Source organism: Sphingomonas sp. OTU376 (genome assembly GCF_038440415.1).
Lineage (GTDB): Bacteria > Pseudomonadota > Alphaproteobacteria > Sphingomonadales > Sphingomonadaceae > Sphingomonas > Sphingomonas kyeonggiensis_A.
Window position 1 is genome coordinate 14,868 of record NZ_JASATQ010000008.1, and the last position, 13,643, is coordinate 28,510.

Annotated in this window: 13 protein-coding genes; 11 read left to right on the forward strand and 2 right to left on the reverse strand. The window is 67.9% G+C overall.

Translation table 11 applies throughout. From position 1 onward, the window contains the following. Positions 1-94: 94 nt before the first annotated feature. Positions 95-2,131: a M13 family metallopeptidase gene (locus AAHM44_RS05340; protein WP_342249289.1), complete on the forward strand. Its 2,037-nt coding sequence runs from the start codon at positions 95-97 to the stop codon at positions 2,129-2,131. Positions 2,132-2,268: 137 nt separating this feature from the next. Here the strand turns inward: AAHM44_RS05340 and AAHM44_RS05345 are convergent, their stop codons facing one another. Beyond that, positions 2,269-2,499 carry a hypothetical protein gene (locus tag AAHM44_RS05345; RefSeq protein WP_269572608.1) on the reverse strand — a complete coding sequence of 77 codons (231 nt, stop codon included), beginning with the start codon at positions 2,497-2,499 and terminating at the stop codon, positions 2,269-2,271. 78 nt (positions 2,500-2,577) lie between these two features. Here AAHM44_RS05345 and AAHM44_RS05350 point away from each other — a divergent pair, with 78 nt between their 5' ends. From AAHM44_RS05350 to AAHM44_RS05375, 6 genes are read left to right on the forward strand one after another with little or no spacing between them, the layout of a single operon-like run. Further along, positions 2,578-2,859 carry a RebB family R body protein gene (locus tag AAHM44_RS05350; RefSeq protein WP_184168905.1) on the forward strand — a complete coding sequence of 94 codons (282 nt, stop codon included), beginning with the start codon at positions 2,578-2,580 and terminating at the stop codon, positions 2,857-2,859. 20 nt (positions 2,860-2,879) lie between these two features. Beyond that, positions 2,880-3,149 (forward strand): RebB family R body protein, encoded by a 270-nt coding sequence (locus AAHM44_RS05355; protein ID WP_184168906.1) that lies wholly within the window; start codon positions 2,880-2,882, stop codon positions 3,147-3,149. Between the two features lie 28 nt (positions 3,150-3,177). Continuing rightward, positions 3,178-3,474, forward strand: coding sequence for a RebB family R body protein (locus AAHM44_RS05360; RefSeq protein WP_269572609.1), 297 nt, complete (start codon positions 3,178-3,180; stop codon positions 3,472-3,474). 3 nt (positions 3,475-3,477) lie between these two features. Continuing rightward, on the forward strand, positions 3,478-3,849 hold the full coding sequence (locus AAHM44_RS05365; protein WP_269572610.1) for a hypothetical protein: 372 nt from the start codon (positions 3,478-3,480) through the stop codon (positions 3,847-3,849). Positions 3,850-3,861: 12 nt separating this feature from the next. Further along, a complete protein-coding gene (locus AAHM44_RS05370) occupies positions 3,862-4,884 on the forward strand; it encodes a hypothetical protein (RefSeq protein WP_342249290.1) in 1,023 nt (340 codons plus the stop codon). Positions 4,885-4,912: 28 nt separating this feature from the next. Beyond that, entirely contained in the window at positions 4,913-5,125 is a 213-nt protein-coding gene (locus AAHM44_RS05375; RefSeq protein ID WP_342249291.1) for a hypothetical protein, read from the forward strand. Between the two features lie 46 nt (positions 5,126-5,171). On the opposite strand, the gene AAHM44_RS05380 is transcribed toward AAHM44_RS05375, so the two are convergent. Then, positions 5,172-7,721 carry a TonB-dependent receptor gene (locus AAHM44_RS05380; protein ID WP_342249292.1) on the reverse strand — a complete coding sequence of 850 codons (2,550 nt, stop codon included), beginning with the start codon at positions 7,719-7,721 and terminating at the stop codon, positions 5,172-5,174. A gap of 190 nt (positions 7,722-7,911) precedes the next feature. Between AAHM44_RS05380 and AAHM44_RS05385 the strand changes: the two genes are divergently transcribed. From AAHM44_RS05385 to AAHM44_RS05400, 4 genes are all read left to right on the forward strand, one after another. Then, positions 7,912-9,435: a PQQ-dependent sugar dehydrogenase gene (locus AAHM44_RS05385; protein WP_342249293.1), complete on the forward strand. Its 1,524-nt coding sequence runs from the start codon at positions 7,912-7,914 to the stop codon at positions 9,433-9,435. Between the two features lie 36 nt (positions 9,436-9,471). Beyond that, positions 9,472-11,283 carry a vWA domain-containing protein gene (locus AAHM44_RS05390; protein ID WP_342249294.1) on the forward strand — a complete coding sequence of 604 codons (1,812 nt, stop codon included), beginning with the start codon at positions 9,472-9,474 and terminating at the stop codon, positions 11,281-11,283. A gap of 86 nt (positions 11,284-11,369) precedes the next feature. Beyond that, positions 11,370-12,794, forward strand: a complete 1,425-nt coding sequence (locus AAHM44_RS05395; RefSeq protein WP_269572616.1) for an aldehyde dehydrogenase family protein — start codon at positions 11,370-11,372, stop codon at positions 12,792-12,794. Next, complete coding sequence (locus AAHM44_RS05400) at positions 12,794-13,618, forward strand: hypothetical protein (protein ID WP_342249295.1); 825 nt, start codon at positions 12,794-12,796, stop codon at positions 13,616-13,618. Before AAHM44_RS05395 ends, AAHM44_RS05400 begins: the two co-directional genes overlap by 1 nt. Positions 13,619-13,643: the final 25 nt, after the last annotated feature.

Genomic DNA, 13,643 nt, shown 5'->3' on the forward strand with positions numbered 1-13,643 from the left:
GGAAACATTTGCCGTACTGCGCGGTACGCCGGGAGCGATTGATCGGGCCGGTTCCAGTGTGATAGCCCGCTGCATCACCCGGAGGTTTCCCCGCATGCGTCTATCCCGTCTCGCCGCCGCCGCGCTGCTGCTCGGCACGTCCGCGCTCGCCATGCCCGCCCTTGCCCAGACCAGCCCCGCCAAGCCGAAATATGGCAGCTGGGGCGTCGACTATGCGACGATGGACAAGAGCGTGAAGCCGGGCGACGACTTCTTCCGCTTCGCCGAAGGCAGCTGGCTGCGGGACGCGCCGATCGCGCCGGACAAGTCGCGCGCCGGCTATAATTACGACCTGCCCGACGAAACCGAGGTCGAGGTCCGCACCCTGGTCGAGGGTGCCGGCGCGCACCCCGCCGATCCGGTGATGCGCCAGGTCAGCGACTTCTACGCCGCGTGGATGGACGAGGCCGGGATCGAGGCGCGCGGCACCGCTCCGCTCAAGTCCCATCTCGGGCGGATTACGGCGGTGAAGGACCGCAAGGCGCTCAACCTGCTGATGGCCGAGCCGGGCTATGCCGCACCGATCGGCATCGGCATCTCGGCCGACGAGAAGAACCCGACCCAGTACACCGTGATGGCCGGCCAGGCGCGGCTCGGCCTGCCGACCCGCGACTATTACCTGCTCCAGGGCGAGAAGTACGACACGATCCGCAAGGCCTATCGCGCCTATGTCGTGAAGATCCAGCAGCTCGCCGGCATCGCGGATGCCGAGGCAAAGGCGGACGCCATCCTGGCGCTCGAGACCCGGCTGGCGCAGGACCAGTGGACGCCCGAGGCGCGCCGCGACCCGCAGAAAACCTATAACCCGATGACCCGCGCCCAGTTGGCGAAGCTCGCCCCCGAGTTCGACTGGGACGCGACGCTTGCGCATATGGGTCTGGCGAAGATGCCGACCGTGGTGGTGCGCGAGACGACCGCCGTCACCGCCGCCGGCAAGCGCATGGCCGATGTGCCGCTCGCCACCTGGAAGGACTGGCTCGCCTATCGCTTCGTCAGCGATCACGCCCAGTATCTGCCAAAGGCGTTCGACGACGCCCGCTTCGATTTCTACAGCCGCACGCTCAACGACGTGAAGGCCCAGTCCCCGCGCTGGAAGCGCGGCGTGCGGTTGCTTGACGGCAGCCTCGGCGAGGCGATCGGCAAGATCTACGCCGAGCGCCACTGGACCAGGGAAGCCGCCGCCCAGGCCAACGAGCTGGTCGAGGACCTGCGGGCCGCCTATGCCGACAAGATCAACGCCGCCAAATGGATGGACGAACCCACCCGCAAGGAAGCACTCGCCAAGCTCGCCGCCTTCGATCCGCGCCTGGGCGGGCCGGTCAAATATATCGATTATTCGTCGATGCCGGTCAGCCGGACCGATCCGCTGGCCAACAACCTTGCCTCGGAGCGGTTCGACTGGAACCTCCAGATGTCGCGCCTCGGCAAGCCGGTCGACCGCACGCTGTGGGACATGACGCCACAGACCGTGAACGCCTATTACGACCCGGTTCTCAACCAGGTGACCTTCCCGGCCGCGCAGCTCCAGCCGCCCTTCTTCGATCCGGCGGCGGACCCGGCGGTGAACTATGGCGAGACCGGCGCGACGATCGGCCATGAGATGGGCCACGGCTTCGACGACGAGGGCCGCCAATATGACGCGAGCGGCAGGCTGCGCGACTGGTGGACCAAGGAGTCGGCCGATCGCTACACCGCGCATGCCCAGGCGCTGGTCAAGCAGTTCGACAGCTACGAGCCGATCCCCGGCGTCCATATCAAGGGCCAGCTGACCCTGGGCGAGAATCTCGGCGACCTGGGCGGGCTCGAGGCGGCGTACGCCGCCTATCGCCGCTATGTCTCGCGCCACGGCGAACCGGCGGTGATCGACGGCTATACCGGCGACCAGCGCTTCTTCCTCGCCTATGCGCAGAGCTGGCAGGGCAAGGCGCGCGAGGGCGCGCTGCGGGCGCAACTGCTCTCCAACCCGCACAGCCCGGAGGAGTACCGGGTCAACGGCATCGTGCGGAACATGGACGAATGGTATGCCGCTTTCGGCGTGAAGCCCGGCGACAAGCTGTATTTGCCGCCCGAGGAACGGGTCCACGTCTGGTAAGCCAGCGGGACAAAAGGAAAAAGGGGCGCCGGGATCCGATCCCTGCGCCCCTTTTCTTTGCTCCGACCATACATGCCGATGAAATAAAACATTCAAACCGAAATGGCTTCATTTTCATCAAATAGATGAACGGTGCGTCAATTATATAATCCAGCTTGCAAATCCACTTCCGTGGAATAGTTTCGGCACCGCAACTTGATGAATGACGCTTCGAGTCTTTCGAACGACGAGAACCCATTTGAAAGTTGCAGATATTTGGCTGCTGCCTTGCGGATCCACGGATCCGTCATCTGCCGCCAGAGGGGAGGATCGCGGTGACCGAGAAGAACCGGTTCGACAGTCAGATCGTCGATTCCATCGACATGCATGCGCGCCTTTCCCTCGCTGCCCGCCCCGCCTGATCGCCCGCTTACCCCGCCCCAGACCAGCCCAGGAAGGAAGCTCCCATGGCATTTCCCACGGCAATCAACAGCCAGATCACCGACAGCGTCACCCAGGCGAACACCAAGGTGCTGGGCGACGCCCCGGCGATCGCGATGGGCAATCTGTTCGTCGCCACCTCGCAGGCGCTGTCCAACGCCGCGCACAACGCCACCACCGCCCAGCAGCAGAGCTGGGTCACCGCCCAGGCGGCTACGACGATGAGCGTGACCACGCTCTATTCGCTCGACACCGCCGAAGGCGTCGAACTGACGGATCTCCTCCACGCCCTTCGCCCGGCGGCCTGAACGCAGAAAGGAACAGGAAGATGGCATTCCCCACTTCGGTCAACGACCAGATCACCGACAGCGTTACCCAGGCCAACGTCAAGGTGCTCGGCGATGCGCCGGCCATCGCGCTCGGCAATCTCTACCAGGCGACGGCGCAGGCGCTGGCCAATGCCGCGCACAACGCCACCAACGCTCAGCAGCAGAACTATGTGACGGCGCAGGCCGCGACGACGATGGGCGTGGCAACGCTCTATTCGCTGGACACGACGACCAGCGGCATCGCGACGCACGACATCCTGTCGGCCTGAGCCGGGCACTGCGCCCAGGAGCACGATCATGAGCTCAACGTTGAACGCCCAGGTGGTCGATTCCGTCGCCGCCACCAGCACGCTCGTCGTCGGCCACGCGCCGGCCGGCGCGCAGGCGATGGTCGACCTCGCCGCCGCGCACGCGCTGGGCACGCTGCTCCACGGCGCGGTCCATCGCCACCAGCAATCGGCGATATCGGGTGCGGCGGCCGCCACCGCGGCCTGCACGCGCATCCTCGCCGCGCGCAGGGTCGTCGCGCCGGCACCCGTACCCCCGTCCCCTCCTGCCCCATCCGCCGCCCCGCGCGCCAGCAAGGAGGGCTGAACGATGGCCGCTGACGAAACCGAAGCCGAACCCCAGGCATCCACGATCGATCCCGCCATCCTCGACGCGATCCACCAGACCCAGAATGCCACGCTCGGGCCGCAGGTGCTGCTGGCGAGCGGTGCCGGGCGTGCCTATCAGTCGGTCGCCGCCTCCGCCGCGATCGCGGTGCAGGACGCGACCGACATGCTGCGCAACGTCTCCACCGTCTCCACCACCGCGATCGGCGTGGCGATGGCGCAGATGCTCGAGGGCGATGCCGGCGCGCGGGAAACGCTCGCCGCGGCGCAGGCCACGCTCGACACTGCGGTGCGGAGCTATGCGACGATCTGCGAAGCCGCCGCCACCGCGCTCAAGGGTTTTCCCAGCGCCTGAGGAGAAACCGGGATGACACTGATCGTCGCATCCAAGCCGGTCTTCCAGCCGGCGGGGCTGTCGCAGCCCGCTTTGCTCGTGCTGAGCTGCATCGATGGCGGCAATGAATGGCTCGCCCATGCGATCCAGGCGCCGCGCGTCTATGCGTTCGAGGACGAGATGGCGCTCGTCGTCGCCGCCCAGCAGGGGCTGCACGGCATGCCGCTGGTGCTGCTTCCAAAGCTCGGGCTGCTGGCCGGCGCGGCGCGGCTGATCGCGCTGTCCGCCGCCGACCTGCGGCTGCTGATGGCGGTGGAGGCAGGCAGCGAGGACGCGGCCACCACCGCCGCGGCGCAGACGCTGCTGGCGGGCGAGGCGCTGTACACCGCCGCCGATCTCGCAGCGGTCGATACGCTGCTCAAGTCGCTCGGCGTGGCGGGCGCCCCGCTGTTCCAGGCGCTGTCGCTGGGCGAGCGGATCGCGCTGCTCGACCTCAAGGCCCAGCTCGCCGCCGATGGCGCACCGGCCGCCGCGGCGCAGAAGGCCGCGGCCCGCTTCGCCATCGACTGGGCCTATGGCCCGGTCGAGTTCGTCGACTATCTGGGCGCGTTCCTCGCGCTCACCGCCGGCAGCTCCCCGCTGGGCGCCGACGATGCCCGCGCCGCGCTCGCCGCGGTGGCGCCGATGCTGTTCGATGCGCTCGACTGCCCGGCGGTCGCTGGCTTCGTCGCGCCGGAAGCCGTTGCCGGGGCGGTCGCCGGATGGATCCGCACCGGCCGCCGGATCGGCTTCCCCCGCCTGTCGCGCGGCGTCTGGCAGCTTGTCGTCCATGGCGGCTATCGCGGCGAGACCGGCACAGCGGGCCAGGCACTGGTCGATGCGCATCTCGATCAGGCCAAGGCGTTCCTGACCCGTGCCTCGCTCGATCGCGCCCGCCTTGCCCAGGATGGCGGCACGGCGCATTTCGCGGCGCGCGAGCCGGACCAGCCCGGCGAAGTCGGGCTGCAGCTCGATGCCACGGGCGCGATCACGCTCGAGCACTTCGCCCCGGCCTAGGCCGGCCCCAGGCAGCAGGAGACAGGCTATGAGCGACGACCTGATGGATGCCCATGCCGCGATCGCCAACGCGGTGGCGGAGGAAGCACTGGCAATATCGCGGACCGCCACCGTGACGCAGCCCGAGCCCGCGCCGGAAACGCTGGCCAGCGCCGCCCCGCCGGCCAGGGCAGCGCCCCGGCCCAAGGCCGCGGCAAAGCCCAGGACTGCCACCAAGCCAAAGCCGGCCCCGAAGAAATAAGCGCCCGGCTCCCTGTCGGAATACCGGGCGCTCCCCCTTTTACCCGTTAGCGCGTGCCCAGCTTCAGGCTCGCGGCGATGCCATAGATGCGCGGTTCGCCGGCGATGAAGGTCGGCATGCCCAGCGCGTCGCCGGTGTTGCCGGCGTCCTTGATGTACTTCTGGTTGAAGGCGTTGGTGACGAAGCCCTCGATCCGCCAGCGGCCATTGTCGGTCTCGAAGCCGAGCCGCGCATCGACCAGCGCATAGCTGCCCTGGACCTCGTCCTGCACCAGGTCGGGTACCAGGTTGTTCACCTGCAGCGCCGGCAGGTCGTTGTCGTCGTCGAAGAACACCTTGGACTGCCAGGTCAGGCTCGGGGTGAAGTCGATCTTCACCGGGCCGGCCGGCACCTTGAACTGCACCGCCACCGCGGCGCTGTGATCGGGCGACAGGCGGAAGCGGTTGCCCTCGCGCGCGCCGGCGCTGAAGCGGCTGTGGTTATAGGCATAGCTGCCGAACAGGTTGACCCAGTCGGCCGGGCGCCAGCTGACCTGCCCTTCGAAGCCATAGCTTTCGGCGCGGCCGGCATTGATCGTGACGAAGGTCGTGCCCTGCTGCTCGGTCGTCTGGAAGTTCGAGTAGCGATAATAGAACACCGAGCCGTCGATGAAGAGCGTGCGGTTGGCGAGCGCGGTCTTCACGCCGGCCTCATAGCTGTCCACCGTCTCGGACGGCAGCACGTTGAAGCGTGCCGCGCCGCCCGGGGCCGAAGGCGCGCCGACGGCCAGGATCTCGGGACGGCGGCCCCGCGCATAATTGGCGTAGATGTTCGCTTCGGGCGAAAGCTCGTACTTGGCGACCGCGCGCCAGGTGAAGCCGCTGTCATTGTGATCGGCGCTGTAGAGCTGGCCGTTGGTGCCGGTCGGCTGTGCCCCCAACCCGAACAGCGGCACCGGATAGAGCGCCGAGGTCGGGATGTTCGCCGCGCCGGGCGCCGCCAGCGCGCCGAGCAGCGCGGTGCGGGTCGCCGCCGGCTGGCCGAGCGCGCCGATGAACCCGCCCAGGATCGAGCGGCCGTTGCTCACCGCCGAGGAGAAGCCGGTGGTCTTCGCGTCATGGCTCCAGCGCAGGCCGGCACCCAGTTCCAGCCGCTCGGTGACGTTGAAACTGACATCGCCGAACAGGTCCCAGCTCTCGGTGCGTCCGTAGTTCGTCGTGGTTTCCTGATGCGCCGACTTGAGATTCGCCGCGATCGCCTGGGCCTGGGCGGTGGGCAGCGCCAAGCCGTACGCACCCGCCACACCCTGGAGCAGCTGGCCGGTAAAGGCGGTGTTCGAGAACAGCGCCAGCGGCGCCGGGTCGCTCGCCGCACGGCCCGGGATCGCGCCGCCGCCGTTCAGCGTGTTGGTCAGGCGGGCCAGGGCGACGCGCTCGTCGAACTGCGACGGCGCGCGCTGGAAGCCGTTCTCGCGGAAATAGGTGCCGCCGAAGAACGCCGTCATCCGGTCGTTCTTCCAGGTCAGGCGCAGCGTGCCCATGGTCTGGTCGCCCTGCGCGTCCTCGGCCGCGGTCAGCGCCGGCAGCGAGATGCCGTCGGCGTCGAAGATCTCGATGCCGGCGAACTCGCGGTACGATCCGATCGCGTTGAGCGAGAGGTTGGGCGAGAAGTCGTAATTGGCGATGCCGGTCACGCCCCACACGTCGCGGTCGAGACCCAGCGGCCGCCCGCGCTCGAAGCTCGACGGGCTGGCCAGCGCCGCGCCGCTGTTGCGCCCGCGATCGCCGATCACCGCGCCGGTGGTCGGGTTGGTGGGATTGTAGGCGATCGACTTGAACGAGGTGCCGGTCGCCTTGTCGTGCTGGTAGTTGCCGATCAGGTCGAAGGTGAGCGCGCCGGGCGCCCAGCGCAGCGATCCGCGCACCGCCTCGGACTTGATGCCGTTGAAATCGTCGCCGCCCAGCAGGTTGGTGACAAAGCCGTCGCGCTCCTTGATCCGGCTGGCGACGCGGATGGCGAGATCGTCGCTCAGCGGCAGGTTCACCGTCTGGTCGATGCGATAGCCGTTGAAGTTCGAGTATTGCCCATAGACATAGCCATAGGCGTTCTTCGGGTCGGCCTTGGCCTGGACCAGGTTGACCGCGCCGATCAGCGCGCCGCGGCCATAAAGGGTCGATTGCGGCCCCTTGGCGACTTCGACGCGCTCCATGTCGAACAGCTCGACATAGGAGCCGCGCGACTTGGAGATCGAAACGCCGTCCTGGAAGACCGAGACGCGCGGCTCGTTATAGGCCGCGCCCGAGTCCGAGGTGATGCCGCGCATCACGAAGCCGGGGTTGTTGGGCGACTGATTCTGCACGTCGAAGCCCGGGATGAACTGGCCAAGCCGGTCGAACTCGGTGATGCCCAGGTCGTCGAGGAACTGGCCCTGCAGCGCGGTCAGCGCGAACGGCACGTCCATCGGCTTCTGCTCGACCAGCTGCGCGGTGACGACGATCTCGCCGCCCTCGCTCTGCGTGGCCGCTTCCGGCTGCGCGGCTTCCTGCGCGGCCGCGTCGGTGGCGGCGAGCAGGGCAATCGGGCTTGCAAGCGCGAGCAGCGCGTAGCGGATGGACATGATGTGCTCCCTGTTGTTGCGGGAGCGTTCCCCTGCCCCCTGATCAGGGCCGATGGCCCGGGATCATGACAGCCATGTTGCGGCGCAACGAAATCTTACATTGTCCGATCACCCCGAAACGGTCGCGTTTCCGCGGCACGGAGCGAAATCGCGTCTCACCAGTTTAACAATAGCTTCTAAGGTGATGGCCATGCGTAGCTTATCGACCATCTCCGCCCTGCTTCTCGTCACCGCGTGCAGCAGCGGAGGTGGCGGCGGTAGTCCTGCGCCAACGCCCACGCCGACTCCGACCAATACCGCTCCCAGCTTCACCTCGGGCGCGACCGCGAGCGTGGTGGAGAACACCACCGCCGCCTATCAGGCGGCCGCGACCGATGCCGAGGGCAATCCGATCACCTTCACGATTGCGGGCGGCGCGGATGCCGCGCGCTTCGCGATCACCGCGGCCGGCGCGTTGAGCTTCGTCGCCGCCCCCAATTTCGAAGCACCGGCCGATGCGGATGCCGACAATGTCTACCAGGTCCAGCTCCGCGCCAGCGACGGAACGCTTTCGTCGACGCGGGACCTGGCCGTCACCGTCACCAACAGCCGCGAAGGCATTGCGGTGAAGCGGGTCGGCACCGGTTTCACCCAGCCGGTCATGGTCTCCGCGATTCCCAATGACAGCCGTGTGATCGTGACGGAGAAGGGCGGCGGCATCTGGCTGCTCGATCCGGCCACCGGCGCCAAGACGCTGCTCACCACGATCACCGGCCTGTCCACCGATGGCGAGCGCGGCCTGCTCGGCCTGGCGGTGCAGCCCCAGCTCAGCCAGGGCGTCCAGCCCCAGGCCGGCACCGCCACCGACGGCCCCTTCTTCATCCACCGCACGGTCACCGACGGCACGATCGTGATCTCGCGGATCGCCCGCAACGGCACGTCCTGGCCGCAGATCGACATCGTCAGCATCCCGCATCCAACCAACAACAATCACAATGGCGGCTGGCTCGGCTTCGGGCCGGACGGCAATCTTTATGTCGGGATCGGCGATGGCGGCGGCGGTGGCGATCCGTCGAACAACGCCCAGAACCCCAATTCACGGCTCGGCAAGATCCTGCGCATCGCGCCCAATCCCGATCCCTATGCGGGGGCCGCGCCCAGCTATTACATGCCGGCGCCGGGCAATCCCTATATCGCGGGCGGCGGTGATCCCTGGGTCTTCGCGATCGGCCTGCGCAACCCGTTCCGCAACAGCTTCGGTCCCGATGGCCGGCTCTATATCGGCGATGTCGGCGAAGGCGCGATCGAGGAAGTCAACGTCGCACGTCCCAACCAGCCCGGGCTCAATTTCGGCTGGAAGTTCCTGGAAGGCACCAACCCGTTCAGCGGCACCGCGCCCGCCGGGCTCACCGCGCCGGTCACCCAATATACGCACGGCTCCGGTCCCAAGCAGGGCGCGTCGATCATCGGCGGCTATGTCTATCGCGGGCCGGTTACGTCGCTCCAGGGCAGCTATGTCTTCGGCGATTTCGTCAGCGGCAATATCTGGACCGTGCCGGCCACCTCGCTCGTCCAGGGCCAGCTCTTCGCCAGCACCAATTACGAACGCCGCAATCTCGACTTCACCCCGGATGCCGGAACGATCAACAGCCTGTCCTCCTTTGGCGAGGATTCGGCCGGCAATCTCTATCTGGTCGATATCGGTGGCAGCATCTTCATGATCCAGCCCGGATAGGTTATTCTGCTCCCGCAATAAAATGGGAGGACTGCCATGAAGTCTCTGTCCCTCGTGTCGGGCATCGCCCTCGCCGCGCTTGCGCTGCCGCTTTCCCCGGCCTTCGCCCAGACCGGCACCCCGCCGCCGCAGGACGATCAGCAGGACCAGAGCCAGGATGCCGAGGTGCTGATCGTCACCGGCTCGATGCGCGTGCGCCAGGGCGGCGCGCAGGACATCAAGCATTTCCGTGCAGCCGCCGCCTCTGCCGGCCTGCCGCTTCCCGGAGGGCTCACGGTCGAGGGGCTGATGGGCGAGCACGACCTCACCCTTCCCAGCAGCGCCGCCTGCCGCCAGCTCTTCTGCATCGTCGCCGAATCGATGCCTGCCGCCCTGCCGCTGCGCGCGGACGACAAGCTGTTCGTCGGCGTCGGCTTCGCATCCAACCTCGATGCCAGCCAGTGGAAGCGCGAACCGCTCAATCTGGTGGCGGTGGTCGACCAGTCCGGCTCGATGAGCAACGAGCCGATCGAACTGGTCCGCCAGAGCCTGCTCAAGATCCTCGGCCAGATGCGGGCCGGCGACCGGATGTCGATCATCCTCTATGGAAACGATGCGCATGTGCACCTGAAGCCGCTCGATTTCGCCGGCAACCGCGATCGCATCGCAGCCGCGATCCGCGCGATCGACATCGACGGCGCGACCAACATGGAATCGGGCCTGCGTCTCGGCTATGATACCGCCATCGCCGACGCGCCCGGCTTCAAGGGCAACACCCGCGTGATGCTGTTCACCGACGAGCAGCCCAATGTCGGCGCCTCCGACGCCGAAAGCTTCATGGGCATGGCCGAGGCAGCCTCGCACAAGGGCATCGGCCTCACCACGATCGGCGTCGGCGTGCAGTTCGATGCCGCGCTTGCCACCAGGGTGTCGAGCACCCGCGGCGGCAACCTGTTCTTCATCGCGGACGCCGCCGAAGTCGCCAGCGTGTTCGACAAGCAGCTCGATACGATGGGCAGCGAAGTCGCGCACGATCTGGCGCTCACGCTCAAACCAGCCGCCGGCTACCGGATCTCGGGCGTGTTCGGCGTCCCCGCCGATGTGATGGAGGAAACCGCCGAGGGCACGATCACCGTCCGCGTGCCCACCGTATTCCTCAGCACCAATGGCGGCGGCATCTTCGCCACGCTGGCCAAGGCATCGGACCGCCGGGATCTTCCCGTCGCCCAGCTCGCGGCCGGCACGCCGGTGCTCGATGTGTCGGTGAGCTGGAAGGACGCCAAGACCGGCGCGCCCGGCACCGACCGTGCCGCCGCCCTGGCGCCGGCAAGCAAGGCCAGCGTGGCGCTCCAGTCGGCACACCTGCTGGTCGACGAGTTCCTTGCGGTGCGTGACGCCTCGGTCGCCTATCACAAGGAGGAGAACCCCAAGGCCGCCTTCGCCCTGCTCGACGGGCTGGCCGGCCGCATCGAGGCGGCATCGCTGCCCGGCATGGACGACGAGACCAAGCTGGTCGGCAATATGCGCGCCCAGGCCGCCTTCTATTCCGGCTATGGCGGCGAGCTGCCCAAGGCGATGCGCCACCTTGCCGTGGTCGGCCGCTGGGAAGTCACCGGCGCGACCGGCTTCGAGGACATCCATCGCGGCGACCGGATGGAATTCACCAAGAAAATGGAGCTGCTCACCTATCGCAAGGCGAGCGGATTCGAGTCCCCCGACGAGACCGAAGACTATGAGATCAACGAGAAGCAGGTGCATCTCGTCGATTCCAAGCTGGTGATGAACTACCGCCCGAACGGCGACAAGATGGTCATGTCGCTCTCGGACAATGACGGCCGCGCCTATATCTGGCTCCGCCGCATGGATTGAACAGGCGCCGGGCCGGTTGCGGCTTGCAACCGGCCTCCCGCCCCGCCATCTCCATACCACAAGTTCGAATCGGAGAGGCGAGAGTGATGCGCAGCTATCTGAAGCAGTTCATCGGTGGCGAATGGGTCGATAGCGTCGGCGGTACCCGCCACGAAGTCATCAACCCGGCGACCGAGGAAGCGGTCACCGAGATCACGCTCGGCTCCGAAGCCGATGTCGACAAGGCGGTCGCCGCCGCGCGCACGGCGTTCGAGAGCTTCTCGCGCACCAGCGTCGAGGAACGCATCGCGCTGATCGAGGCGATCCTGGTCGAGTACAAGAAGCGCGCCGGCGACATGGCCGAGGCGATCAGCCTCGAGATGGGCGCTCCGATCAGCCTGGCCAGGACCGCGCAGGTCGGCTCGGGCCTCGGCCATTTCATGTCCGCCGCCAATGCGCTCAGGGAATTCCAGTTCGAGGAGCAGATCGGCAACTCGCTGGTGGTCCATGAACCCATTGGCGTCGTGGCGATGATCACCCCGTGGAACTGGCCGCTCAACCAGATCGTCTCCAAGGTCGCCCCCGCGCTCGCCGCCGGCTGTTGTATGGTGCTCAAGCCCTCGGAAGAGGCGCCCGGCTGCGCGATGATCTTCGCCGAAGTGCTTGCCGCCGCCGGCGTGCCCGCGGGCGTGTTCAACCTCGTGAACGGCGACGGCCCCGGCGTCGGCACCGCGCTCAGCCGCCACAAGGGCGTCGACATGGTGAGCTTCACCGGCTCCACCCGCGCCGGCGTGCTGGTCGCCAAGAATGCCGCCGAGACCGTGAAGCGCGTCCATCAGGAGCTGGGCGGCAAGTCGCCCTCGCTGATGCTCGAGGGCGCCGACATGGGCCGCGCGGTCCAGACCACCCTGTTCAGCGTGCTGCTCAATTCGGGCCAGAGCTGCATCGCGCCCACCCGCCTGCTCGTCCCTGCCGGGCTGCAGGACCAGGTCGCCGCCGTCGCGACCGAAGTGATGAAGGCCACCCACACCGGCGATCCGGCCGAGGAAGGCCGCCATATCGGCCCGCTGGTCAACAAGACCCAGTGGGAGAAGGTCCAGGGCCTGATCGCCAAGGGCATGGAGGAAGGCGCGAAGCTCGAGGCCGGCGGCCCCGGCCGCCCCGACGGCGTCGAGACCGGCTATTTCGTCCGCCCGACCCTGTTCTCCGGCGTCACCAACGAGATGACGATCGCCCGCGAGGAGATCTTCGGACCCGTCGTCACGATCATCCCCTATGCGGATGAGGAAGACGCCGTCCGCATCGCCAACGACACCGATTACGGCCTGTCCGCGGTGGTGTTCGGCAGCGGCGAGGCGGTCCGGCGCGTCGCTCCGCGGCTGCGCGCCGGCATGGTCTATGTGAATGGTGGCCAGCCCGATCCCAACCTGCCCTTCGGCGGCTACAAGCAGTCGGGCAATGGCCGCGAGCACGGCAAGTTCGGCCTGGCCGAGTTCCTGGAAGTGAAGGCCGTGGTGGGCGCGCTCGCCTGATGCGGACCGCCCTGTTCCTCGCCGCCCTGCTCGCGCCGTCGCTGGCGATGGCGCAGCAGGCGGGCGACCAGTTCCAGCTCGTCCGCACCACCGAGACCCAGCAGCGCAGCGCCGGCGCGATGAGCAGCTCGCGCAACAGCGATGCGCTGGTCGAGCGCGTGGTCTCGGTCACGCCCGCCGGGGTCGAGCTCGAATACAGCCTGCCGCCGGGCAGCCGCTCCGCCGACTGGACCTTCCCGCTGCGCGTCTTCCAGCCGCAGTCCGGCCCGCTCCAGCTCCGCAACCGCGCCGAGCTGGAAACGCGCATCGACAGCTGGCTCAAGGGCGCGAACCTGACGCGCGCCGCCTGTGGCCGCTGGGTCGCCGGCTGGAACAGCTTCCGCATCGAGTGCGACCCCGAGGCCGCGCTGCGCACCGTCGAGGCCTTCGCGATCGGCCAGATCAGGCTCGCCGACGGCGCGCCCTATGCCGATGCCCAGGCCCAGCGCCCGGTGCCGCTCAAGGCGAAGCCCGACGGCAAGGGCTTCACCGCCGAGCTGGCGATCGATCCCGCGCGCCTCCGCGACGATCTGGCCAAGGGCGATGTCGCCCTGGCCGAGCTCAACGGCCAGAAGCTGACCCTGGAGGCCGCCCGCAAGGCGCGTGCCGCCGACCAGGTCTCGGGCACGATCAAGGTGACAATCGACACCGCCGGCGACGTCCGCCGCCGCGCGAGGGTCGTCACCCAGACGATCACCCGGGGCGGCCAGAGCGAAACCCGCACCACCACCGAGATCGTCGAGCGCCGTCCGATCAAGCAGCGCGTCGATCCGAACAGCATCTGACCGCCTTCCCTCCCCGCCCGGGGAG